The organism is Sphingobacterium sp. UBA7249 (assembly GCF_002472835.1).
GTDB lineage: Bacteria > Bacteroidota > Bacteroidia > Sphingobacteriales > Sphingobacteriaceae > Sphingobacterium > Sphingobacterium prati.
Window position 1 is genome coordinate 1 of sequence record NZ_DKST01000004.1, and the last position, 24,096, is coordinate 24,096.

The window sequence follows — 24,096 nt, forward strand, 5'->3', positions numbered from 1 at the left end:
CGAACGCGTTTCTTTCTGAATATTAGTAAGCTTAAAACTATCATATTTTATGGTGGCATAATAGGTGGTATCGGATGTTGTATAGCTATATTTTCCCGTTGATTTAAAATAGGAATAGGCTAGCCAAAGATCGTCGTTTTCAATATCTACAAGACCGACGTGTAGCGCTCCATATTCTTTTGTGGCAAACGGCAAAATAATGGTGTTTTCTTTTACGATCTGCATCGCTTCAACATTGATTTGGTAGATGCGGGCTTGTTTTTTGCCACCTACAATATTTTCACGGCAGGCTGCAATGAGATTGCTATCGTCTTTCCATGTGATGGTTTCAAAATCACGGTTCTTTAATGGTATACTATCGATAAGAACTAATGATGACCCCTGTAACTGGTATTTGCTAAAGACATTTGTCTGGCTCGATAATCTATAAAAGAAGCCATTTTTATAAATATATTCTCTTTCCTGTATATGCGAGGTGGATAAGGGGATTTGAAGGGTAGTACCCCCGTCGTCATCTAAGCTTTCGGCAAACAATAAACTGCTCGGGCTTTCATCTTTGTTGAACAAACAAAGAACAAAATTCGGGTCGATTTTATTTGGGGAAATTTGCCTGCACGAAAAAATGAAAGTTACTAGAAAAGACAATAATAATAATCGCTTCATGCTTATTTTTTAAATGCTTTGAAATTGTTCTCTGATTTTAATTTGCATATTCGACGGTAAAAAAGCGAGGTCACTTTTTTGAAATGCAACGATTTTACCAAAATCTGGCGAATCAGATACAAAATATTCTTTTCCAGCCTTAAAGACCAAGATATTATGATTATTGTCCAAAAGCTCAAAATCCCTTTTAGGTTTGATGATAAAGTCTCCTGAGAAAGTTAGTTTTTTATTGATCAAATCAATATGGGCTGTACTATTTTTACTTAATTGCACATCATAGTGGTCTTCGGTGAAGAACTTACTGTTGTCCACAGACGTATTACTAAATGTTTGGTTATCTAAAGTAGGGTGAGAAAAATGGAAAATAGAACAGCCGAGCACAAAAACGACTGCTGCTGCTGCAGTAATTTTGATCCAGTTTATTTTGTGGTTGTGAGTAGCATCTGCTGTGATTTTATCCCATATAGCAGAGCCAACTTCTTCGTTTACTGGAGTGCTTTCAGCGATACTGTGCCAGGAATCATCGTTCAACCAGTTTTCGACTAAATGCCTATCAGCCTCAGAACATTGACCTGAAGCATATTTTTTTAGTATATCTTGGTTGATTTCCATTTTTTGATAATCCGTATACATTCAAAAGTACAAAAAAGTAATTAATAGGAATCGAGCAATATGGATATTACAATACTTTTTAAGTCTGATCTTGATCACTGATAATGCCTTGCTGATATGGTATTCGACCGCTCTTTCTGAAATCGATAGGTTTGTTGCGATTTCTTTATTGGTCAATCCCTCATCGCGGCTCAGTTTATATACGTTTTTACATTGCTTGGGTAAGGAATCAACAGCATCATCCAAATGATTCTTAAGTTCTTTGTAATAAAGGTTATTGTCTTCATAAAATTCAGTTTTGCTGTTTGAGATTAGGTCATGATGCCGTTGCTTGTTGCTTCTATTTCTAAGAAATTCCAGCGATTTCAATTTCACTGAGCGCAAAAGATAACGTTCAGCATCATTTAGCTGAAGATCAGATCTTCTTTCCCATAGGGATTTGAAAACATCTTGGACAATCTCCTTGGCATCATCTTCGTCCCCGATGCTTTTGAGCGCGAAAGCATACATCCTTTTCCAATACGTTTGGAAAAACTCTTCAAATTGTCGTTTGCTGATCGCTATTTTACGTATTGAGATTTTCAAAGCGAACAAATATACATTCTATTTAGACTTATTACAAATAAAGCTAACGGCAAATATCAATTCTTTGATCTTCTGAATACAAACAAGTTGTTATTTTCTTCTGATTTGAAATTTGATGCCCAATGCTAACCCAATGTAGTCGTCAAATTTTAGATATTTATTCTGTATACCACTGATTAGGTAAAGATCACTGGTATGCAGGTCATAATAAAATTTTAAGCCTTCGAAATAGGAGGTGCTTGATTTGAACTTATAGCTAAAATCCTGGCCAACAAAAATATTGATCCGTAACCTGGTGGAGAATTTATAATAACTACTTGGATATTTGTCCGGCTCCTTGTACCAGAACTGTTTGCCAAGTGTTGTATTGAGGTAAATGCCAGTGCGCAAGGGATGGTAGCTGAGCTGCTCATGAAGCTGCAGCGTCCAAGGGCTATAAGACTGCCGTATGGTCATGGTGAGCTTGGCACGGTCGGTATCGTATTTTGGTACATAACCCATCAAGAAGTCTGTTGACCATTGTTTTTGTCTACCATAATCCCATCCAGCACCCGCAGATAGTAAGCCGATGGAGCCAGCATATTGGATCATATAGCTGGAGGGGACAAGGCTGAGGGCTGCTCTTTTAAGTTCCTTGGTATTGCCCGCGCTGGACAGCGTATCGCGTTGCTGTTGATCGGATGACTGGGCTAGGCTGACTGTCGAAAGGAATAGAGAAACAAGCGCGATAAAAAGTTTTTGAGTGTTAATAAGAGACAAGTTCATGCGTATAGTGATCCTTGGTGATTGTAAAAATTAGATATTGACGTTTGCCGATATTGGGGGTACCGTAGTAAATAATCCCATCTTTAAAAATATCTTCCTGCTGATAGGTATGATCATGACCATTGCTGCAATAGAGTAGATTGGGGTATTGCCTGATACTATATTGAAAGACAGCAGCCACATTGTTGTTGAACTGGTCTGAAGTCGGCCTGGCGTGCATCACCACAACTGTTTGCTCAGAACGCCCTTTATCCGTTTGGCGTTCGTGCTCAATAAATGAAAAATCAGGCACCGGTGTCGAATAGTCCGATTCTAATGCATTGGTATTTAGACATAAAAATTTCGTTTTCCCAGCAATAAAACTATAATTAGGGCTGCCAAATACCTGTTCAAAAATCTCTTCGCCGTTGGCCAGGCAATCGTGGTTGCCTAGCAGCGCTACATAAGGTTGTTTTAGCTTTTCCAGGATGTCGCGTTGCCACAAAAATTCCTTGGTGAGACCAAAATCGCTGATATCACCCCCATGGATAATAAAATCAATATCACTACGTTTGTTGACTATTTTTACAAAATCGTCAAGATCGTCATGCCAGCGCTGCGAGTCACTGATAAACGCATACTTTATTGTGTCTCTGTCAGCATAATCACGTTCGATTTTTATAATGTTATCACGGTTGATGTCTTGTCTTCCTTCTATTTTACCAGAGTATGGGTGAATATCAAACATATTACAGCTATGAATAAGAAGTGAAATGGAAGCGAGTACAATATAAATCCAAAATTTTTTCATCTGAGCTCTTAGTTGTTGACTTTTTGAATCCAAAAGTAAGTTTTAAGAATAGATTGCTTCGTTTTTACAAATTATTATTACGCTTAAATGATATTATACAGACTGATTTTGACGCTATAACCTATATCAGTACATGATTATAACCCAAACGACTTTTTGTGGATTCATCTTGCAGGGAGATTGTTTTTCTATTGGAATTCTTAAATTATTTCCAGCTTGGGTGTTATTAATTATTATATTTGCTACATTGTCAAGACATGAAAGCGAAACAATTCATATGGATCTTATTACCTTTGATGCTCCTCCAGAGTTTCTCTAGTGTATGGATATGGTCTGTTTTTCAGATTAATAGAGATTACATTGCCAGGTATGAATGTATCAATCGCTTTAATGAAAAAGCGCTTTCCTGTCGAGGTCAATGTATATTGATGAAAAAGATGCGTGAGCATGAAGAAAAGGAGCAAAAAAATCTTGAAACACGTATTCTTGATGTTGTTTTTATCAATACTCCCCTGAATCTTAGCTTTGAAGCTTCTACTTTTGACGAAATAGCCGCTACACTGGCTTTTCCAGAAGTGAAAGAAGATTATGCTTACCGTCCCATCTTTTCTATTTTTCACCCACCGCTCGTTTAACGTTTCTAATAAAATTACTGGATACAGCGATTAGCATTTTATGCTAGTGGACTGCGCCGTATGTCTTATCCTTCACGGGATAACTATGCCCATACTGTCCTTTCGCTGATCAACTGCCTTGCGTATTCTTCGTCCGATAGAGGCTTGCCTATAGTGGGCTAGAAGGGCCGTCAGAAGAAGTTATTGAATCCTGAGCCGGCAGGAAGGACCTAGGAGCACTTCGTATTGTTTAAATGAAATTAATGAAGAGAGAAAAAAATGAAAAATAGATTCAATATTATTTTAACCTGTTTTGGTTTTATCGTATTTATAGCTTGCGCTGGCGATGGGAATAAAAAAGAGGCGTCGGAAAACAATGCTGCCGAACACATGAGTACGACATCAACGGTTGAAATGCTGGATTATAAAATAGATGGACCGAAAGGCGTCGGGGCCATCAAATCTTTTGCACATAAACCTTTTGATGCGCAGCTCGCAACTAAAGGGGTAGAGTTGTTTGTTTCGAAATGTGCTATGTGCCATGGCTTCGATCGGACATTGGTAGGTCCATCACTGAATGGCATCGTCACACGGCGTACACCGGAATGGATTATGAATATGATGCTCGATCCTGCGACAATGCTTGAAAAGGATCCAGATGCCAAAGCATTGAGCAAGGAGTTTGCATCGCCAATGATTAGTCTAGGCTTACAGGAAGAGGAGGCTCGCGCAATTTTGGAGTATCTCCGCGAGCGGAATAGCACAACGAAATAAGATATTGAATTGATCCAATGAAATCCTTTAAGGTGAAAACATTGTTTTGTGTACTTATTGCCTGGGTAATTTGTTTGCAAGCAACCAATTTATTGTGGGTGTTTGTCGCTTATGAGTGCAATCAGGACTATATTGAACAAAATCTATGTGTTTACCGGTATGAACCTGCTGCGACCTGTAAAGGTTTCTGCTACCTGAGTGAAAAGACTGTGGAACAGAAGGATGTTAGCGATGTACTTATCAAAGTGAAAAGTGCCGAAATATTGCTATTTGTCCAACTCGTCAATCCACTAACTTGGGAGCAACCATTTAGTTTATTTTTAAAGTTAAGCTGTCCTCCGACAAAAGGTAACAAGCTGTGCAAAGGCACGTTCATGCGGATTTTTAAACCCCCTATCGTATAACCGTTTCCCTTTAAATTTTTTATTGAAGAAAAGAATAAGATAATGGTAATACGAAAAGAAAAACTAGATTTTTTAAGACTAGAAGATATTGATTCGGCTTCCAACGGGATTGTTATTATGCCCATCGCCGAATATTTACATGCTAAAGGCAACCAGAATACACTGCATGCGCGCTCATTCTATAGTTTATTGTTGATTCAGGAGGGTAACCTCGTGATGATGGCCGATAAAAGAATGTATACCATGGGCCGGCATGATATCGTAAGTATAAGTTCTAATTGCGTTTGCAGTTTCCAGCATAATGTACCTGTGGAAGGATGCGTCATCCTTTTTACCGAAGCTTTTTTTATGCAGCGATACAATACCGAAGCGGTGCACTATTTTAACTTTTTAAAAAGCAACCGGATGAATGGCTTTGTACTGACTAGTGATGAAATCGAAAGATGCATCCACCTAATGGAACTGATGCAGGTAGAATACGATACAGCTAAACTGGGATCAAGGGAGGTCCTGCGTAATTATCTGAATATTTTGCTTCAGATGCTGGGTCGCCAAATTACAAAGAATTTTGGGTTTGTTCAGATGGACGAAAAAGAGGAAAGAATGGTCGCCTTTGAAACCTTAGTGGACGAAAATTATAAACAGCAGCGATTTCCATCCTTCTACGCCGGTCGATTGAATATTTCAGTCAATTACTTAAACCGTATATGCCGTGAAAAGCGGAGTATGAGCTGCGGTACACTCATTCGGGATCGGATTGTATTGGAAGCGGAGCGCTTACTATACCATACATTCAAAACAGTAAAGGAAATAGCCTTTGAACTTGGTTTTGAAAATGTGCCTTATTTTATCACATTTTTTAAAGCAAAGAAGGGACATAGTCCGGAAGAATTTAGAAAAAACCAATAGGATTAAACAAGTGCAAAAAAGCCTTTTCCCCGGAATGGAAAAGGCTTTTTTGTGCCTATGACCTAATAGGTACGAAAATGGAAACAAGCCGACTTTTTATCAAATGAGATCGGATAGAAACAGAAAGCATCCGAACTGTTATTTCTGCCTATCGGAGTGTTAGATGCAGATCTTTGTAAAAAAAGAATAGCGATGGATTTTCCAATGTTTCACTTAGATTGGTTGAACGACCGATTTTTGATCGCAGCGGTAGCGATTATACATGTAATGATCAATCACGGCCTTGCAGTAGGGTTTATCCCTTATATCACCTGGCTTGAGTTTAAGGGGGTACAACGTGCGGGTAAGGACCAGATTGCGGATTGGCAATGGGATGAGCTTATCCATAATAAGATGAAAGTAGGATTTATCATTACGACAACCATTGGCGCAATGACGGGTGTAGGAATCTGGTTTGCTGTCGCACTTGTAAGCCCCAGTTCGATAGGAAGTTTAATTCGGGTTTTTTATTGGGCTTGGTTTACGGAATGGTTGGTTTTCGTCACTGAGGTCGTGTTGATTTCGATCTACTACCTGACCTGGACGAGTGCGAATCGATCGCTCCGATCTAAATTAAAGCATATTCGATTTGGTGCATTTTTAAGTATTGCTTCCTGGATCACCATGGTCATCATTGTATCGATATTGAGCTTTATGATGGATCCGGGCAATTGGAATACACATAAGAGTCTGTTTAATGGCTTTACAAATCCGATTTATATCCCACAACTGTTTTTCAGGACACCTGTGGCCATGTTGATGGGGGGCGTATTCGGTATGCTGCTTACAACCTTGTTTACAAAAAAAGGGTCAATACTCCGGTCTCAAGTGATCAAATTGGGAGGTAAATGGGTTTTGGCCTGGACACCCTTCGCACTGGCTGGCGCAATCTATTATTGGAATGCCATGCCCAAAGCCATGAAGGCTAATATGAGTACCGCGGTGGGATCAATGGACTTTGCGCAGTATTATGATGTACTTAAATACGTTATTATCGGAGCAACGGCGCTTTCGATTCTGCTGGCTGGCTGGGCAATATGGAAACCCCAAAGGATAAATGTCGCGGTGGTCATCGTTCCTTGTTTATTCATCTTTGGTTTTCTGGGGATTTTCGAACGCGTGCGCGAGTTTGTCCGAAAACCTTATGTCATTGGTGGTTATATGTATTCGAACCTATTACGCGAAGAAGATTATCCTCTGTATAAGAAGGATGGAATTTTAAAACATGCAACCTATACATCTGTCCATGAGATTACGTCGGAAAATAAAGTCGAAGCTGGTCAAAATGTTTTTATGTTGACCTGTAGCCGTTGCCATACCAGTAATGGGATCAATTCCGTTGTGAATGTATTTGAAAAAATGTATGGAAGGGGTAAACCATTGGATGAAGAATCAATGACAGCGTATATCCCCAATATGCACCAAGGCCGTACATTTATGCCCCCATTTCCCGGAAATAAAAAAGAACTAGAAGCCTTAGTCGCCTATATCAAACACCTACAGGAGACTGGTGAATCCCTGTCAGGTGCGCAGGCCGATGGCATCGTGGTCAATCCGATGCAGAATAGTGAACAGTCCACTAAAATGTATGCGGATACCCTGTCAGTTTCAAAAAGATAATAACAGCGCTTTCAATTATGGATATAAATTTATTACAGGCATCTAATACGCCTGTTCCTAGGGATCTACCCTTGGATCTTCCTTTACCAGAATGGTTATTGGTTACTTTATTGGTGGTGTCATTTCTGCTCCACATTATATTTGTCAAACTGATGGTTGGAGGGAGCATACTTACCCTTTTTGCTGAGATCAAGGGATTGAGAAATAACGATTATGATGTTTTTGCTTATGAAATAGCTAAAACAGTGACCGTTAATAAAAGTATGGCGGTGGTATTGGGCGTAGCCCCTTTACTAAGTATCAATACCTTGTATACGGTCTATTTTTATTCAGCCAATGCACTTACGGGACTGGCTTGGTTTATGATCATTCCGCTGGTAACTATTGCTTTTTTGCTGACCTATTTACACAAATACACCTGGAAGGCGATGGTTAATTATAAGTATTTGCATATCAGTATTATCGCTTTGGCTGTGTTCATCTTTTTGATCGTCCCAACCATATTTCTGACCAATGTAAACTTGATGCTGTTTCCTGAACGTTGGGCATACATTAAAGGGTTTATGAGTGCATTGATATTACCTAATGTATTGCCTCGGTATATGGAGTTTCTTGGTGCTTGTCTGACAGTGACGGGTATATTTATCGTTTGGTACAATGGTCGAAAGTCGTATCCGGTGGGGCTACTGTATCAGACCTTTAATCGGAATACATTGAAAAGAATGGGTTATTATGTGACCACTTTTGGCCTTGGCCTGCAAATTATCTTTGGCATCGTTGTGATGATTAGTCTGCCTGCAAAGGGGATAAATTTTGAAGTCCTTGAGCTGATGGTATTTGGTGGTATCATGTTATTTGTGTCCTTGTGGTTTTCCTGGAAGGCTCTCTCTGCTGATAGTGAGCAAAAAAGGGATAACCAATTTTGGAAGGTAATGACTAGTATATTGTTTTTTATCCTGGTCTATGGCGGAAGTCGCCAGTTATATCGTGAACAAGCATTGCATAAACATCGCGATCTGATCGCTGCGAAGACAGAAGCGTTTGAGCGGCTGAGCAAAGCGGCCCGTGAGCATCAGGTCGGTGATGGTACATACGTGGAGATTGATCCGGAATTGGGCGATCTGGCGCAAGGCACTGCTCTATTCAAACAAAATTGTGCGAGCTGCCATAAGGAAAAACAACGTCTGGTAGGGCCACCTGTGCAGGAAATGGCAAAGATCTATAATGGCAATGAAGAAGGATTAAAAAATTGGATTAAAGTGCCGGGAAAGAAAAGAGCTGATTTTCCGCAAATGCCTGGTTTTCCACAATTGTCGGATGTGGAACTGACCGAAATAACGAAGTATGTACTGTCCGTAAAATAAAAAACGATGAAATTGAATGAATTAAACGGTAAAAAAGACCTCTTGTTGGATACGATGTTGATAACCATGGTATTGGGGCAAGTGATTTATATGATTTTGGAAATGGTAAAATAAACAGATTATGAGAACGTTTAACGTCACAAGAACCTATTTGTATTTTATGTACATGATGGATATCACTTTATTGGCCGTTTTTGCCTGGACATGGTACCAATACAAAGCGCCACTTGTCTGGATGGCCGTGCTGACAGGAATGTTTTCGATATTGATTGTGGCATTGCAGAGCATACACATCGCTAGCTTATATCTCTTTATACTAAAGGATAATACACTTCAGCATAGTGATGATCATCTTGAAGAGGACTATCAGTTTATTAAAGGACTCTATTAAATTTTTTTACATAACCCAGATTTGACAGTAGGCTAGAATTTAGCTCATTCGCCTACTGCTCAAATCCATTTCTAGTATGTGACCCTAATCAGCCAGCTCAATCTGTGACAGCAGATAGGCTTTTCAAAATTTTAGAGATTGGTCCGTACCTTTGATTTGCACATAACCATGACGTGGAGGTCTCCTACGGGGCTGTAATATTTGCGGTAAGTAGTATAATAAAGAACCCAGAATGAGCTGAAGGCATCCTGTCAATTTGCTGCCTATCGACTCACTGTTAGGTCGTTTGTGCAAGGTTTTAAACATTTTTACCCTTCTTTTAATTATTCGTCGCAAAGCTGTCTTCTCATAAACTATAGATTTGCTCTATAACCAATTGGCGAATTAGCTACAAAATTTAAATAGCAATAAATTTTAGGTCTGATGAAATCTCTTCCTAGTGATACGAATCGTTATCCGGTGCGTCTCCTTAGGAATTTCATAACTATAACGTGTTGAAAGAATAACCAATATTTTAAAATAACCAAGTATTTGCCATTTAAAGGCGAGTGCGACAATTTTATCTCAAAAAACGATTATGAACAAAAATTTTGCATCTTCTTTTTTTTGCATTGCCAAAGAAAGGAATAGGAAAGTGAAGTGGTTGTTGATGGTTTCCATGTTGATGGCCATTGGACGCCTATCTGCACAAGAGCGGGTAATCCATGGGAAGATCATAAGTGATCATGGAAAACCTATTATCGGCGCATCGATCAAAGTCAAGAATAAAGCAATCAGTACCTCGACAAATGAAAAAGGAGAATTTGAACTTAGGCTAAATCCGGGAGAGGTAATTATTGTGTCCAATGTAGGATATAATAATACGGAATATGTTATAGGCAATTCTGCTGAGATCAGTATCCCACTTGTTGCTGCTGAAATTGCTGTGGATGAAGTGGTGATCGTAGGATATGGTAAACAGAAGAAGGTAGATTTGACATCTTCTATTGCTGTTGTGGATACCAAAGATCTTGTGAAAGTACCTGGAGGTACAATTGCCACGCTTCAGAGTGCTGTGCCGGGAGTTCAGGTGACTAATGGAGCAATCCGTATTCGCGGCGTTGGATCCATTAATGGGACAGATCCTCTTTATGTGGTGGATGGGATGATTGGCGGAGCAATGCCTGACGAAAATAACATAGCCAGCATCCAGGTCTTGAAGGATGCTGCATCAAGTGCAATCTATGGCGCTCGTGGAGCCAATGGCGTTATTTTAGTGACTACCAAACGTGGTAAAGCTACGGATGTAAAGCTTGATTATAATGCATTTGGCGGAATTAAAGAGATAACGTATAATGTCCCCTTGCTCAATGGCCAGCAATTGGCCGAACTCATCAATGAAGAAATGTACAACAAGGATCCTAATCGTACGGATTATCTGCCAGCGCTTTCCAAACCCACGGAAATAGGACAGGGGTATAATATGATGGACGAGCTGCTACAGACTGGTAATTATCAGCGTCACAATCTCTCTGTTTCTGGTGGCTCCCAAAATGCTAATTTTAGACTTACTGGTCTTTATTCAACAGACAAGTCGATCATTATTCAAGATAAAAGTAAATATTATGGAACGCAGTTTATCTCTGATTTTACAAAAGGAAAACTCAAGATAGGGGAGACCTTATCGCTAGGGTATACTCGTCGGAACTGGAGTGATAAAAATATTATCGATGCTCAAAAATGGTCGTCAACATTACCCTTATTTGACGCCAATAGCAGCACTGGTTTTGCTGGCGCCGGGAATGGAACCGATGTGCAGAGTGCATTGGCAAATGCATATCTGAACAAGAATGTCAACGACAATTTCTTTGTAAATGGAAATGCTTGGGCCACTTATGAAATTGTAAAGGGGCTGGTTTACAAATTTAATATGGGAATAGATATTAGCCGTATTCGAAATGAGGGATATATAGGCAACTACTCGGTCGGCCAATATCAAAATCATAGTCCTGATGAACTCAATATTTCCAGTAGGCAAAATAATCGCTGGCTATTTGAAAATACCTTGACGTATGAAAATACTTTTGGCAAGCATGCGGTATCGGCGTTGGCAGGTATCACCTCGGAGGAGTCACGCTACAATGCCGTAAATGCCGGTGCTCGTGGTTTACCAAGTCCAGATGTATTGATCCTCAATTCGGCTTCTTTAGCAAGTTCCCGCTTGGTGGGGTCGGCTGTGGGACAATCCGCAATGTACTCCATGTTGGGGCGGATCAATTATAACTATGACAGTCGCTACCTACTGACATTTAATATGCGGCGGGATGGATCGGCCAACTTCAGCAATCAATATCGATACGGAAATTTTCCTTCGGTATCTGCCGGATGGCGGATTAGCCAAGAAGCATTTATGAAAGCATTTCCGTCTATTAGCGAACTGAAGCTGCGAGGTAGTTATGGTCTTCTTGGCAATTCGGATATTGCCCAATACCAATACCAACGGACTGTCAGCTTCGACCACGTATGGTATTATTTGAATAATGTAATGGTTACCGGTGCATTACCGCAGACTCCTTCCAATCCAAATGTAAAATGGGAAAGCCAATATTCTACTGACATTGGCCTCGACTTGGAATTGTTTGAGCACAAATTCGCTTTGACAGTTGACTACTACAATAAGAAAACCGAGGATATGCTGATCAATGTGCCAATTTCATTTACTGCTGGATATGTGAATAACTTTCCTGTGCTGAATGCTGGAAGTATACGGAACCGGGGCTGGGATATATTGGCGGCATACCGAGATAAATCGGGTAATTTTAGTTATAATTTTGGGGTAAACCTATCTTTGGTCAAGAACCGCGTATTAAGCCTGGGCAACAATAATGAAATTCTCTGGGGTAGTATCGCTCCGGGAGGGGAAAATGTAACAAGAACAGCGGTTGGCCGTTCTGTGGGTGAATTTTGGGGTTATACAACCAACGGATTATATACCGATCAGGCGCAACTGGATGCCGATAAAGCATTTGCACCGAATGCCGCTCTTGGTGATGTCAGGTTTAACGATCGGAACGGAGATAAGATTCTAAACGATCAGGATAAGGATTTTTTGGGAAGTCCAATACCTGACTTTAGCTACGGCTTTAACGCTGATTTAAGTTATGAAAGTGCTATCGGTACTTTTGACCTGTCGATGATGTGGCAGGGAAGTAAAGGCAATGAGATCTACAACAATAGTCGCTATTGGGGAGAGGGTATGTACCATTATTACAATAATTTTGCTTCTACTCTTGATCGATACCGATCAGAGGAACTCATCTTCAAAAACCCTGTATCAGGTGAAACGACGGTGTATCCAAAAAATACAGATACCAATATTCCACGCGCTGTACTGGGAGATCCCAATCAAAATCTAAGAGCATCAAATAGGTTTGTGGAAGATGGGTCTTATTTGAGATTGAAGGTGCTCAACATTGGGTATAGTATCTCAAGCCCCACGCTCCAGCGGTGGAAGATTGATCGCCTGCGATTTTATATTGGTGCAAAGAACCTGTTGACCTTTACCAAATATTCGGGCTATGATCCTGAAGTTGGCTCAGGGGATACGCGTTCTAACTTAAGCCGTGGAATCGACGGGCAGACTCCTTGGGGGCTGAGTTTTCCCAATTCGAGAGAATATTTTATCGGGATTCAATTTACATTCTAATTAATATAGGGTTACCATGAATAGACAATATATAAAACTAGGTGTCGTGGGTTTATTGTTACAGCTTTTGAGCTGCAAACCGAATCTGGATTTATCGAATCCACAGGAATTGTCGACAGATACCTATTATAAAACAGCCGATGAGTTGGAAAATTCGGTGATACCTGCCTATCAGGCATTGATTGGTCGCACGCAAGGGGGCTACGCCCGTAGTCTATACTACGAACTATTGGCTCCCGGAGATGACTATAACCATACCTTTAAGTGGGAACCGATGTACCAGGATACTTATAACACGCCTGCGAGCGATGGTATGGCAGCACTGACCTGGAAAGACTTTTGGAATGGCGTGTTTGCTGCAAACCTGGCCATCGAGCGCATAAATAATTTTTCTGGGGAGATAGACCAGAATAGAAAGAATAGACTTTTGGGGGAAGCGTATTTTCTGAGAGGACTGAACTATCTACATCTAGGGATGCTTTTTGGCGAGACAATTCCGCTGATCCAAAAGCCTGTTGAAACAAATGAAGACTATTATCCAAGTAATGCACAGGCCGGTGCAGTCTATGCATTGATCGTTGATGATTTTAAGAAAGCCGCCGAATTATTGCCCACTCGTGGAGCACTGTATGCCGACAATAAAATGATCGGTAGGGCAACAAAAGGCGCTGCTCAGGCGTATCTGGCTAAAACCTATATGTACAAGCCAATTTTAGCAAAAGGACAGGTAGCCGATTTTGCGAACGCCGAAGTCCAATTAAAAAATGTAATCGATAGCAAAGCGTATCAATTGATGTCTTCGTATCGCGATAATTTTTTGGAAGCGAAAGAGAATAATCAGGAATCTGTTTTTGAGGTACAGCTCTACAATGGACCAGGATGGTTAGGAGATGATATCTCAAGCTCATGGCGCTGGCAAGAAATCGGTATGTTTGATGGCACAGGTGGCGCATGGTGGAATCTGGCTCCCAACAAAATGGCACATGATGAATTTGAGGATGGGGACCCGAGAAAATACATGACGCTATGGTGTGAAAATGGAGCGAAGTTTACGCAACTGGATGGAAAAGTCACTTCTTATAGCGATTGGATGAAAAATCTAGCCACTAACAAAGATATGTATGGCACGAGAAAATATTGCCCAGATGTCCAGATAGCGGATTTTGATAATGGCAACAATGATCGTATTCTTCGTTATAGTGATGTCTTACTTCTATATGCGGAGTGTTTAAATGAACGTGGTGATATTACCGCTGCCAAACAATATATCAATCTTGTCCGCAAACGTGCCAATAACATTGTCCCAGATGAGCAGCCTCACCTTTGGTATCAAAAATCTAACGGCACAATTCCTGATGTAGACGGATTGATGGCACAAGGTCTCGTAAAAAACGGTATTCCATTGAATTCTGTCAAAAATATTATTGTGCATGAACGATTTGTCGAATTTTTGGGCGAATATCAGCGATATTTTGACCTGTTAAGATGGGGAATGGCCGATGCGTCTTGGTTGGCACCGCTAAAAAAAGCAGGTTGGTCTGCTAAAGCTATGTATTATCCTTTTCCACAGGCTGAACTGGACAACAATAAAAATTTGAAAGGAAATGATATGAACAATTGATTTCATAAATTAATGTTTTTTTATTCATAGTTAGTTTTAGGTGAAGGCGTCCGCTATTGGGCGTCTTTTTTGTTTCTGCCGATATGGCATACATTTTCTAAGCGGATCTAGTATTTCTTGTAGCTAATACAATTACTGGTGATATAAGAGTGAATCATAGACTACGCCGCATGACCGTGGTGCTCAATGCACGCCTAAAAAGATCGCTATAGCTTTGCAGTTGGTCAACATAAAGTTGCACTACGTCAAAATATTTCCGGCCACTGGGGCGCAAAGGCTTCCTTTGCTGAAAAAATATGAAGAAACAAGTTTTATGTGCCATTTTGTTCAATAGTTTGGCAACGCTGACAGCACATGCCCAAAATGCGGTATCAGGACAGGTTGTTGTCGACTACGTTCCCTTATCAAACTATATCCGACCAGAAGATAGTGTTAAGACTGGATCAAAAAGTGACTTTAGAAGGATCCAGTTCAATCTTGAAATACCGTTATCGACCAAAGTGGATTCCTTGGGTAATATCAAACGGTGGTCCTGGAAAGTAGGGGCTTCCTATGCGAAAATGGAAAATCGTGATTACGAGCTATCTCTCTTTCCAACTGAAATGTTAAATGCCGAAATCGGGCTTCAATACTTAACTTCCCTAAAGAAAAATTGGACGCTGTTGACCTTTGCATCGGTCGGTGTCTATTCGGATCTTGTCAAAGTAAATGGTAAAGATGTTTTAGGACAAGGGGGGGCACTTTTTATCAAACGGTTTAGACCTAATTTAGCTTTCGGCTTTGGACCTGTACTGAGCAATAGCTTTGGGGTGCCAATGATCCTGCCGGGATTATATTTTGACTGGAAAACAAATGGAAAAGTAAAGTTCAACGTGAATTTCCCACAGGGGATCTCCGCTGCTTATCAAGTAAATAAGTTGATGGATTTAAGGGCGGTGGTTAATCTGGATGGGATGACGGCCGAACGTGAAAAGAACGGAAAGTCTACGCTGGGCGGATTTATGCTGCTGACGGCGGGCATTCAGCCCCAATTTAATCTCGGCAAAAACCTCAAACTGCAGCTGACGGGAGGAAGCACACTCGCACGCATGTATGTCGAAAATGACCGTTCATTAAAGAGTCTCTTCAAAGAAAAGAAACAGGCAGATCCCAGGTTTTCGCCGACCTTCTATACATCAGTGGGAATTAAGTGGAATATGCCTTACTAACTGGTGATAAAAGCTGTCATTCAAAGCGGCTGAGGATGTTTTGAAATTTGCTTATGACGCTATCCAATAAAAAAAACGCTTGAACCGGGGAGATCCAAGCGTTTTAACCTAACCAATTATAAACCTAAATTATGAGTTTAATGTCTTGCACTTTTTGTGCCAAGTGAATTCCTGTGACAAATTGGCAGCGATTCATTTCAGTCAAAAGTATAACTGGTTCTTCGATCCAATTCCTGCGAATTTCTGGGACTGAACGACTGCGGAATGGTAATACATCCAATTAACGACTCAGAAGCTTCCTAAAAACAACGTTTTGGAGCAGTTCCTCCCTTTTTGTACGGGAGATCGGCAATTCTTGATCTGCAATATATACGCGCCCTCCGGAGATAATATCGATATGATTGACATTGACCAGGAAGGACTTATGTATGCGAAAGAAATGGTTGTTTGGTAAGGCTTCCTCCAGCGCCAACATGGTCTGGTGAATGGTAAGGATCCGCTCCTTAAAGTGTAGCTTGGTATAATTTTGCATACTCTCGGCATAAAGTATATCAGTCCAGGAAATTTTAACAAAAGCATCGCCTTGTCGGACAAAGAGCATGGTATCATTGGCACTGGATTCCAAGCGTGTCTTGTTGCGTTGCACAAACTGTTGATAGGCCTTGGTTGCTGCTTGAAAGAAACGTTGGAAGACAATAGGCTTTAGTAGATAATCGACCGCCTGTAGCCGAAACCCTTCTAAAGCATATTCTGAATAAGCCGTAATGAAAATGCATAAAGGTGGCGTTTCGAGTGACTCCAAAAAATCAATACCATTGAGGTAGGGCATATTGATATCTAGAAAAATAAGGTCTATATCGCCTTGCTGCAGTCTTGTTGCAGCCGACAGAGCCGATGGAAAAGTTTCTATAAGTTCCAGAAAGTTGACTTGCTCAGTCATCTCGGCAATATGCTGCCGTAATAGGGGTTCATCGTCCACGATGATACATCGCATCTTTTTTTGTTCCATTTCGCTTAGCAGTTAAGATCGATCGTCAACTCAACGCAAAAATCGCCATCTTGCTTTTTAATTTTTAGGGAGTAGAGCTTTTCATATTGCAAGTCTAGTCTCTTTTTGACATTTTCGAGTCCTATGCCAGAATGTCGCGATGAAATTTGCTGGGGATAATCTTGATAGCTGTTGCTGATCTGGAATTGTAAATGCCCGTCTACTTCAACACAGTTGAGGCTGATTTTACCTTTTTGATTCGGAAGCCGAGCTACATGTTTAAATGCATTTTCGACAAAACAGATTAGGAGTAATGGCGTGATGTGTAGATCTTCGGTTGATTGTGACCAGCTGCATTCGACCGTCAGCTCATCGCCCCAGCGCAATTGTCAATGCTGATGAAATTTTGTAAATATTGCAGCTCACGGCTCAATAGCACGAATGACTGATTACATTCGTATAATTGATAACGTAGAATGTCGGAAAATTTTAATAATAAATAATCGGCCATGTCTACATTTTTTTTCATCAGGATATGGATATGGTTCAATACGTTGAACATAAAGTGCGGATTGACCTGATCCTGTAAAATTTTGACCTGGCTCTCCAGAAAATTTTGTTGCAACTGGCTGTGATCATGTTGAATATTTGCATGCTCTTGATAGAACCGGATGCCACAAGCGGTACCATTGATTAGCAAGGAAGATGGGATAGCCTTATAGCTTTGAACGAACAAAAGCATGGAACGATCGCCGCTCGATACTTGCTGGTTTTGCAGAATAAAATAGGCGTCCACTGCACCGATCAGTATAGCTAAAATAAGGACAAAAAAGATGGCTTTGAAGACAAAAGGCTTCATTTTTTGTGTTTTAATAGCTTTTGGTAAAATGCTGTCACTCAAGAGTTGAGAGATGAAGATGGACGATATCATTACCCCGGAACTATGGAGAAGCGCAGCTCCTGCGCCTAGCTCCTGCTTCACCTGAATCCAAACCGCAAACCAGAGTACAAGCCAGAAGAGCATGAGGAAGAGATTCCGATAGAGATAGTTTTTTTTAAACATAGGACAAAAATAGCTAAATAGATTTGATGTTGAGTGGCCAATGGTGCGTAGTGGTAGCTTTTGGTCTTACACGTAGGTGTTTACTGATACCAATAGGTTATGGCTGTGATAAATCAATTTGCACAAATTGTGTAAAGCAATGTGCTGTTTGTTTTACAGTAAATACATATTTGTTTGCATAGTGTAGGTCCAGCCGTTTTGTGATCTGCTGAGATACCGCTTGCGTATACTTTTCAGTTGTGTCAACAGAGATCACCGGACCGCTATTCCTGATGGTAAAACGGAGCCATCCTTTTTCTTCCTGGAAGTCGATTGTCATCTCACCAAGTTGATCAGTATGGCGGGTTATGTGTTTGAATGCGTTTTCGACGAAAGGGACGAGAATCAATGGTACAATACGTAGCCCGGAAGTGCTAATCATGCAGTGGGTACGGATTGTTAACCAATCATCACATCGGGTTTTTTCCATAGCGATAAAATCTTCTAAGTATTGAAGTTCACGGGAAAGGAGCACATTGGACAGGTTGCTTTCATAAAGTTGATAACGCAACATATCTGAAAATTTTAATAAAAGATAATCGGCTTGTTTGATGTTCTTTTTCATCAGCTTTTGAATGTGGTTTAAGGCATTGAACATCAAGTGTGGATTGATCTGATCTTGTAGTGCTTTGATCTGATTTTCCAATACCAACTGCTGTAGCTGGTTGTGCTCCTGTTGTATGTCCGCATGCTCCTGATAAAATCGGATACCGCAGGCTGTTCCATTCATCAATAACGATGAAATAATCGCTTTATAAAATTGGACCAATAGCAGGGTGGTTCTTTCTTTTGTAGACAGATACTGATCTGAATAGATAAAAAAGAAATCAAGTGTCCCCATCCACAATGCCGATAGGAGGGTAAAGCAAATCGCTGGAAGGATAAAAGATTTCATTTGTTTCGTCTTAAGCGCTTTTGGTAGAACACTATCACTCAGGATTTTTGCAATGGCAATTGCTACGACCATCACGCTTGAAGTATATAGCAAAGCTACTGATGTGCCCAGGTCCTGCTTGATTTGGATCCATACGACAAACCAGAGCGCAGCCCAGAAAATAATGAAAAAAAGATGCCTGTATAGGTATTTGGTGCTCAGCATAGGTAAAAACAAAAGAACTTTGAAGGCGAATATGAAATTGCCTTCAAAGTTTGGCGTTAAAGAGTATGTTAGAATATGAAATAACCTACGCCAATGGAAAATGCTTGTGGCTTGGACTTGAAAGATTTGCTGAGATCAGAAAACCCCCGTTCGTAACGGACATCGATACTGAATTTTTGGATATCAACACCAAGGCCACCCGTAAACTGAATATTTGACTTATCGAAATGTTTGACACTCTCTTTGATCGCCTTGAGTGGTGATAAGTTGTCATTTAGCGTATAATTGTACACCGCCCCTGCAAATACGCGCAAATTCATGTCTTGCTGTTGAACGACTTTGTAGCCGAGCATGACCGGAATATCGATGGCATTCCATTTGAGTTTTGATTCGGTCTGCCCCTGTGGTTTGAGCGCAGCTTTACGTTTGCTGAAAAGTGCCTCACCCTGAACGTAAGCTCTTCCGAGATTGATACGTGCCATACCACCGATATGGAGGCCCAACGCATATTTGTCGTCTAAATCTGCCAGCTCCGTATTGAGCTTGTTAAGGCTGCTCCCACCTTTAATACCGATTTGAATGCGGGGCTGCTCCTGTGCAAACACCATTTTGCTTAACATCATCGCGAAGAGTACAACGCATGATAAAATTGCTTTTCTGTTCATTTTTATTGTTTTGATATGTGCAAAAAAACGTAGGAGTTGTTGCCTGCAGAAAAGTCTTTGACGAACGGCATGTCTATAGTGACGAAGGTAAAAGTGGTGGTGATTACGTCGATATTTTTTTAATTTAAGTCGATATAGCATAATTTTTATTCCACTTTACTTTGTAGTATTGACCATTTACTACAAAAACAGATAATGATACCGACAACAATCAAGAAATTGCCCTTAGTGCAACTTCCAAAGGTCATCTATGGGACGAGTAGTTTAGGTAACCTATACAATGAAATACCATTTTCAGACAAATTGGAAATTATACGAGCCTGTATTCAGCAAGCGAAAGGATTGGCCGTTTTCGATACGGCAGGTAAATATGGCGCTGGCCTATCGTTGGAATCGCTAGGTGCAGGACTCAAACAACTGGAAATTGATCCTTCTACTGTATTGATCAGTAATAAACTGGGCTGGTACCGGATTCCGCTGGAAGCAGATGAACCCACCTTTGAACCGGGGGTATGGCAAGGACTGAAATATGATGCAGAACAACGGATTAGCTATGAAGGGATCTTGCAATGCTTTTATCAGGGAAATGAAATGTTGGGGGATTATCCTGCACAATTGGTCTCAGTACATGATCCCGACGAATATCTGGCCAAAGCACTGAATCAGGCCGATGAAAGCCAACGTTATCAGGATATCCTGGAAGCCTATCGTGCACTGATCGAATTGAAAAATCAAGGTAAGGTGCTGGCAGTAGGGGTCGGGTCCAAAAGCTGGAACACCATCCAACGTCTTGTTCAGGACGTTGATTTGGATTGGGTGATGATTGCCAATAGCTTGACGATACACGATCATCCGGCTGAATTATTGACTTTTATAGCTGAGCTGGCAGCAGCAAATATTACTGTCATCAATTCGGCGGTATTCAATGGCGGATTTTTGGTCGGCAGTGATTATTACAATTATCAGCTGGTAGATCGAAACAGCGAGCAGGGCAAAGCATTATATGAATGGCGGGATCGATTCTGGAAAATCTGTCAGAAGTATGCTGTTACCCCCGCTGAAGCCTGCTTTGCTTATGGATTTGGAATTGATGGTGTCAAAGCTGTCGCCTTGAATACAAGCAAAGCTGAAAAAGTACAAGCTAATGTAGCCATGGCTACCCGAAAGATCTCGTCAGCATTTTGGAATGAACTGGCTACTGCAGGCTTGACTTAATCAAAAAGAGAAGGCTCCATTGGTTATTTTATCATGCTGCGTTTGTAACCAGTGGGGGTTTCGCCGGTTACTTTTTTAAATAACCTATTGAAGTAAGATATATTTTCAAAGCCTAACCTAAAGCTCAGCTCTTGGATGCTACTATCATCAGCTAGCATCATTAACTGGGCTTTTTCTATTTTCTTTCGGTTTATATAGCTCACTGGAGTTTCATTCAGGTGTTTTTTAAATAAACGGATAAGGTGATCCTTGGAAAGAAAGGTCAAATCGGCGAGCTGATCGATAGTAATGGGGTGCTGGATATGGTCGTCAATATAGTCAAGTACCCGGACGAGGCGTTTTTCGACCTGTGGCATTTTAGCGGTTGCCGCGGCTAAAAAACGGCTCATCAGCAATTGGATAATTGCTTGGCTTTCGGCCTCTAGGGCATATGGAGATGCTCCTTGTAGGGCGATACTTTTGATTATTGCAGCGGAGTTTTCGTAACTTTTAGGGTCGTAAATTGACAGGGCACTGCCAGGATTGATCTGATGAAGGCGAATGATGAGCTCATGCAATAACTGATTGACCTCGATGGTCTTTGGAAAAATGTAATGGTCAAAAATACTCGATCTGAGGGCAGGGTTTTCATAAATATGGATATAATACAACGAAAATTTACCGAGGCATTCGTAACCATGATGCACATGGGCTGGTGTCAGGTAAAGATGCCCCGGTTGCAATTTAATCACTTCGTTCTGTAAAATAATATGCGCCTCACCCTCACAAACATAGTGTAGCCGGGCAAAAGGACTTTTAATATTCTTAAAATTCCAGTCCGCATTGTGCTCAGCATAACCTATATTTAATAAAGTAAAATCAAGTCTGTTTTTTTGCCTATTTATCATGGTGGTCAGCGAAAATTAATTCAAGGCAATAATAACCATTATCGTTGAAAACATTGGGGTAATTGGATTCAGATCGATAATGTATCTTAAAAACAATTTGCAATTACGTGCCAGCTACTGTCGTACTTTTTTGATTTTTTAAATGTTCAGTTGGTACTTTGGATAGAAATTCCCGTACAAGGTCTCGAGGAATTGCTATGCAGGCTGTATGGCTAAAGCGCGCAATATTTATTCCGATAAAATTACCTTGATCGTCAACGATCGGGCTACCACACTCGTTGGCATGAATACGCGAATCATGTAAAAATACACTTGGAAAATTGTCTCTACGAATGGATTTGCCTCCGGGGATATTGTCCGCAGGATGTGGGTTTTCCCGAATTCGCCATTTAGACAAAATTACCTTTGTTTGGAGATCGGCTACCCCACGTCGATATTGAACAAGTAGTGTATCCCCGACAGAAAATTTTTGCATGGCAGCATTGATTTTTAGGGCACTGGATACATCATTGCCATTCAGCGCTGTAATCTGATCTCCGGATTGCAGGCCTGCGCGGCAAGCGGCTCCTAGGCTGTCTACTTTTGTTAAAGTCGGAAGACCATTCATTTCCTGCATCTGTGCATCGAAAGTCCCGGGAACAGGAATACGCGGAAAAGCTTGAGAAGACATGCCGAGCACACCTGTTTTACTTTGATTGGCCGTAAGCAAAGACCATAGATTTAGCCCGATCAAAGAGTCTGTTATCGCTTGGTCTGTCACCGTGTAAATAGCAAATGCTGGAAATAACTTGCTAGGTGCAGATAAGGCAATCAAATCGGTCTTTTCATCTCTCAGCAAGACTGTTAAGGGATAAGTGCTTTTCCCGATGTTCAACGTTGGATTTTCGGCTACTTCACTGCTTTTTGATACAATGATCTGTTTATTGTTTGATAGTTTAAATGCTGTGCCAAGAATGTGCAGGGTATCGCCATGGCTTATACTGTTTATTGGAAGCGACTGAATTGTGGTTTTTGGTTGTTCAGTCTGTTTTTTTAGGGCTATTTTTAAGAGCTTCGCTTTAGCGGGATCTCCCGCAATAGCATCTGTCGAGATAGGATAGGTATTGATCGCCACAGCGTGGGTCAAGCTGCTCCAATATTTGCGATAGCTGTCTACCGGAACTTCGAAATTGATGCCCTCTGGACGGTCTATGCGGCTATGAAGCCCGATCACTCGTCCCATTGCATCAAAGAGCGGACCGCCCGAATCGCCTGGTTCCATGATGCAACTACTCCACATAAAACCGTAATTATCCACTTTCTTTAAGATGCGGCCGGCGCGAAAAAAAGGAATGGTAAAAGGAACTGTTTCTGGATAAGATAGCCCAAAGCAAAGCTGTTTGTCACTTATGGAAGAGGACCAGCCCATTTCGGTAAAGGGCCATAGGCCCTGCCCCTGCATTTTCATCATGGCGATGTCGGGCAGGTTGCTCTGTTGGTCAACCACCAATCGCCCAAGCGCTTTGGCGATACCTTGTTTTCCGTCGGCAAATATTACCCGATAAAAGTTACCGGGTACTGTGGCGTGTGCCACCGTAAGAATATAACCGTCTTCTCGCACCACGACACCGCTGAATGGAGCACTATTTTGCTGTCTCGTCACACTGTCAATTCCAAACATCTTAATGGAGGCAGACCGAGCTTTATCGATAATGGTCTTGGGAATGTAATGGCTAGCGTTGCTTTGGCTTTGAGCCATGCTTTGGCTAAAGCAGGCAATTAAGCATAAAGTAATTGAGACGATAATAAGGTGGACTGCTTGGTTGTACGTGTTTGTTATGTAGATAGGTTTCATGTATTCTGCTGTTAAAGTAGATTTATATACGGTTAGGTATAAGCAGCGTTGCCGCTGTCCAAAGGTAGCAGATTTGCATGTAGAAAAACAAGTTGTAGATGTACTTCTGAATATATTACTGCCGCCCCAGTTATGCAAGGGGCATTCGCTGAAAAATTTATGGTGCAAACGGCCTATCAAGGTAAAAATAATAGGAAGAACTTATGCCTGTAACCGGAGTAGGAAGTATTGATTCTTTTTAATTATCTTTATGAACTGTAAC

General features: G+C 40.9%; 22 protein-coding genes. 10 read left to right on the top strand and 12 right to left on the bottom strand.

All coding sequences use genetic code 11. The features are described from left to right. From B4A24_RS02610 to B4A24_RS02630, 5 genes are all read right to left on the bottom strand, one after another. Window positions 1–663: hypothetical protein (locus tag B4A24_RS02610; protein ID WP_293942341.1), on the bottom strand; the 663-nt coding region annotated here is incomplete at its 3' end. Between the two features lie 9 nt (window positions 664–672). Next, on the bottom strand, window positions 673–1,275 hold the full coding sequence (locus tag B4A24_RS02615) for a hypothetical protein (protein WP_293942344.1): 603 nt from the start codon (window positions 1,273–1,275) through the stop codon (window positions 673–675). 21 nt (window positions 1,276–1,296) lie between these two features. Continuing rightward, window positions 1,297–1,860, bottom strand: coding sequence for an RNA polymerase sigma-70 factor (locus B4A24_RS02620; protein ID WP_293942347.1), 564 nt, complete (start codon window positions 1,858–1,860; stop codon window positions 1,297–1,299). A 90-nt stretch (window positions 1,861–1,950) separates the two neighbouring features. After that, entirely contained in the window at window positions 1,951–2,625 is a 675-nt protein-coding gene (locus tag B4A24_RS02625; RefSeq protein WP_293942350.1) for a hypothetical protein, read from the bottom strand. Further along, window positions 2,606–3,415: a metallophosphoesterase family protein gene (locus tag B4A24_RS02630; protein ID WP_293942353.1), complete on the bottom strand. Its 810-nt coding sequence runs from the start codon at window positions 3,413–3,415 to the stop codon at window positions 2,606–2,608. Before B4A24_RS02630 ends, B4A24_RS02625 begins: the two co-directional genes overlap by 20 nt. Before the next feature lie 257 nt (window positions 3,416–3,672). Here B4A24_RS02630 and B4A24_RS02635 point away from each other — a divergent pair, with 257 nt between their 5' ends. The 9 genes from B4A24_RS02635 to B4A24_RS02675 all read left to right on the top strand — a co-directional run bounded on the left by B4A24_RS02635 (window position 3,673) and on the right by B4A24_RS02675 (window position 16,044). Beyond that, window positions 3,673–4,050: a hypothetical protein gene (locus B4A24_RS02635; protein ID WP_293942356.1), complete on the top strand. Its 378-nt coding sequence runs from the start codon at window positions 3,673–3,675 to the stop codon at window positions 4,048–4,050. Between the two features lie 258 nt (window positions 4,051–4,308). Beyond that, complete coding sequence (locus B4A24_RS02640; RefSeq protein ID WP_293942359.1) at window positions 4,309–4,803, top strand: c-type cytochrome; 495 nt, start codon at window positions 4,309–4,311, stop codon at window positions 4,801–4,803. 446 nt (window positions 4,804–5,249) lie between these two features. After that, window positions 5,250–6,116, top strand: a complete 867-nt coding sequence (locus B4A24_RS02645; protein WP_293942362.1) for a helix-turn-helix domain-containing protein — start codon at window positions 5,250–5,252, stop codon at window positions 6,114–6,116. A 192-nt stretch (window positions 6,117–6,308) separates the two neighbouring features. Then, window positions 6,309–7,775, top strand: a complete 1,467-nt coding sequence (locus tag B4A24_RS02650; RefSeq protein ID WP_293942365.1) for a cytochrome c — start codon at window positions 6,309–6,311, stop codon at window positions 7,773–7,775. A 17-nt stretch (window positions 7,776–7,792) separates the two neighbouring features. After that, complete coding sequence (locus B4A24_RS02655) at window positions 7,793–9,139, top strand: c-type cytochrome (RefSeq protein ID WP_293942367.1); 1,347 nt, start codon at window positions 7,793–7,795, stop codon at window positions 9,137–9,139. A gap of 121 nt (window positions 9,140–9,260) precedes the next feature. Beyond that, window positions 9,261–9,530 carry a hypothetical protein gene (locus B4A24_RS02660; protein ID WP_293942370.1) on the top strand — a complete coding sequence of 90 codons (270 nt, stop codon included), beginning with the start codon at window positions 9,261–9,263 and terminating at the stop codon, window positions 9,528–9,530. A 577-nt stretch (window positions 9,531–10,107) separates the two neighbouring features. Continuing rightward, window positions 10,108–13,215: a SusC/RagA family TonB-linked outer membrane protein gene (locus B4A24_RS02665; protein ID WP_293942371.1), complete on the top strand. Its 3,108-nt coding sequence runs from the start codon at window positions 10,108–10,110 to the stop codon at window positions 13,213–13,215. A gap of 16 nt (window positions 13,216–13,231) precedes the next feature. Further along, on the top strand, window positions 13,232–14,836 hold the full coding sequence (locus B4A24_RS02670) for a RagB/SusD family nutrient uptake outer membrane protein (protein ID WP_293942373.1): 1,605 nt from the start codon (window positions 13,232–13,234) through the stop codon (window positions 14,834–14,836). A gap of 296 nt (window positions 14,837–15,132) precedes the next feature. Further along, a complete protein-coding gene (locus tag B4A24_RS02675; RefSeq protein WP_293942375.1) occupies window positions 15,133–16,044 on the top strand; it encodes a DUF6268 family outer membrane beta-barrel protein in 912 nt (303 codons plus the stop codon). 280 nt (window positions 16,045–16,324) lie between these two features. On the opposite strand, the gene B4A24_RS02680 is transcribed toward B4A24_RS02675, so the two are convergent. The 5 genes from B4A24_RS02680 to B4A24_RS02695 form a co-directional block, all read right to left on the bottom strand. After that, window positions 16,325–17,053 carry a LytR/AlgR family response regulator transcription factor gene (locus B4A24_RS02680; RefSeq protein WP_293942378.1) on the bottom strand — a complete coding sequence of 243 codons (729 nt, stop codon included), beginning with the start codon at window positions 17,051–17,053 and terminating at the stop codon, window positions 16,325–16,327. Window positions 17,054–17,058: 5 nt separating this feature from the next. Continuing rightward, a complete protein-coding gene (locus tag B4A24_RS23830; RefSeq protein ID WP_409456457.1) occupies window positions 17,059–17,418 on the bottom strand; it encodes a GHKL domain-containing protein in 360 nt (119 codons plus the stop codon). Then, window positions 17,397–18,095 carry a histidine kinase gene (locus B4A24_RS02685; protein ID WP_293942381.1) on the bottom strand — a complete coding sequence of 233 codons (699 nt, stop codon included), beginning with the start codon at window positions 18,093–18,095 and terminating at the stop codon, window positions 17,397–17,399. Before B4A24_RS02685 ends, B4A24_RS23830 begins: the two co-directional genes overlap by 22 nt. 97 nt (window positions 18,096–18,192) lie before the next feature. Continuing rightward, on the bottom strand, window positions 18,193–19,233 hold the full coding sequence (locus tag B4A24_RS02690; RefSeq protein WP_293942384.1) for a sensor histidine kinase: 1,041 nt from the start codon (window positions 19,231–19,233) through the stop codon (window positions 18,193–18,195). 68 nt (window positions 19,234–19,301) lie between these two features. After that, a complete protein-coding gene (locus tag B4A24_RS02695; RefSeq protein WP_293942387.1) occupies window positions 19,302–19,898 on the bottom strand; it encodes a porin family protein in 597 nt (198 codons plus the stop codon). A gap of 195 nt (window positions 19,899–20,093) precedes the next feature. Between B4A24_RS02695 and B4A24_RS02700 the strand changes: the two genes are divergently transcribed. Next, on the top strand, window positions 20,094–21,113 hold the full coding sequence (locus B4A24_RS02700; protein ID WP_293942390.1) for an aldo/keto reductase: 1,020 nt from the start codon (window positions 20,094–20,096) through the stop codon (window positions 21,111–21,113). Between the two features lie 23 nt (window positions 21,114–21,136). Here B4A24_RS02700 and B4A24_RS02705 read toward each other — a convergent pair whose 3' ends face one another. After that, window positions 21,137–22,000 (bottom strand): helix-turn-helix domain-containing protein, encoded by an 864-nt coding sequence (locus B4A24_RS02705; RefSeq protein ID WP_293942393.1) that lies wholly within the window; start codon window positions 21,998–22,000, stop codon window positions 21,137–21,139. Window positions 22,001–22,103: 103 nt separating this feature from the next. Continuing rightward, a complete protein-coding gene (locus B4A24_RS02710) occupies window positions 22,104–23,738 on the bottom strand; it encodes a trypsin-like peptidase domain-containing protein (protein ID WP_293942396.1) in 1,635 nt (544 codons plus the stop codon). Between the last annotated feature and the right edge of the window lie 358 nt (window positions 23,739–24,096).

What these genes read in the sequence shown, in the direction of transcription:
- B4A24_RS02705 (WP_293942393.1), bottom strand. Translation starts at nt 22,000, where the DNA reads ATGATAAATAGGCAAAAAAACAGACTTGATTTTACTTTATTAAATATA.
- B4A24_RS02655 (WP_293942367.1), top strand. Translation starts at nt 7,793, where the DNA reads ATGGATATAAATTTATTACAGGCATCTAATACGCCTGTTCCTAGGGAT.
- B4A24_RS02640 (WP_293942359.1), top strand. Translation starts at nt 4,309, where the DNA reads ATGAAAAATAGATTCAATATTATTTTAACCTGTTTTGGTTTTATCGTA.
- B4A24_RS02685 (WP_293942381.1), bottom strand. Translation starts at nt 18,095, where the DNA reads ATGTTTAAAAAAAACTATCTCTATCGGAATCTCTTCCTCATGCTCTTC.
- B4A24_RS02700 (WP_293942390.1), top strand. Translation starts at nt 20,094, where the DNA reads ATGATACCGACAACAATCAAGAAATTGCCCTTAGTGCAACTTCCAAAG.
- B4A24_RS02630 (WP_293942353.1), bottom strand. Translation starts at nt 3,415, where the DNA reads ATGAAAAAATTTTGGATTTATATTGTACTCGCTTCCATTTCACTTCTT.
- B4A24_RS02695 (WP_293942387.1), bottom strand. Translation starts at nt 19,898, where the DNA reads ATGAACAGAAAAGCAATTTTATCATGCGTTGTACTCTTCGCGATGATG.
- B4A24_RS02650 (WP_293942365.1), top strand. Translation starts at nt 6,309, where the DNA reads ATGGATTTTCCAATGTTTCACTTAGATTGGTTGAACGACCGATTTTTG.
- B4A24_RS02660 (WP_293942370.1), top strand. Translation starts at nt 9,261, where the DNA reads ATGAGAACGTTTAACGTCACAAGAACCTATTTGTATTTTATGTACATG.
- B4A24_RS02615 (WP_293942344.1), bottom strand. Translation starts at nt 1,275, where the DNA reads ATGGAAATCAACCAAGATATACTAAAAAAATATGCTTCAGGTCAATGT.
- B4A24_RS02710 (WP_293942396.1), bottom strand. Translation starts at nt 23,738, where the DNA reads ATGGCTCAAAGCCAAAGCAACGCTAGCCATTACATTCCCAAGACCATT.
- B4A24_RS02665 (WP_293942371.1), top strand. Translation starts at nt 10,108, where the DNA reads ATGAACAAAAATTTTGCATCTTCTTTTTTTTGCATTGCCAAAGAAAGG.
- B4A24_RS02625 (WP_293942350.1), bottom strand. Translation starts at nt 2,625, where the DNA reads ATGAACTTGTCTCTTATTAACACTCAAAAACTTTTTATCGCGCTTGTT.
- B4A24_RS02645 (WP_293942362.1), top strand. Translation starts at nt 5,250, where the DNA reads ATGGTAATACGAAAAGAAAAACTAGATTTTTTAAGACTAGAAGATATT.
- B4A24_RS02690 (WP_293942384.1), bottom strand. Translation starts at nt 19,233, where the DNA reads ATGCTGAGCACCAAATACCTATACAGGCATCTTTTTTTCATTATTTTC.
- B4A24_RS02680 (WP_293942378.1), bottom strand. Translation starts at nt 17,053, where the DNA reads ATGGAACAAAAAAAGATGCGATGTATCATCGTGGACGATGAACCCCTA.
- B4A24_RS02675 (WP_293942375.1), top strand. Translation starts at nt 15,133, where the DNA reads ATGAAGAAACAAGTTTTATGTGCCATTTTGTTCAATAGTTTGGCAACG.
- B4A24_RS02670 (WP_293942373.1), top strand. Translation starts at nt 13,232, where the DNA reads ATGAATAGACAATATATAAAACTAGGTGTCGTGGGTTTATTGTTACAG.
- B4A24_RS02635 (WP_293942356.1), top strand. Translation starts at nt 3,673, where the DNA reads ATGAAAGCGAAACAATTCATATGGATCTTATTACCTTTGATGCTCCTC.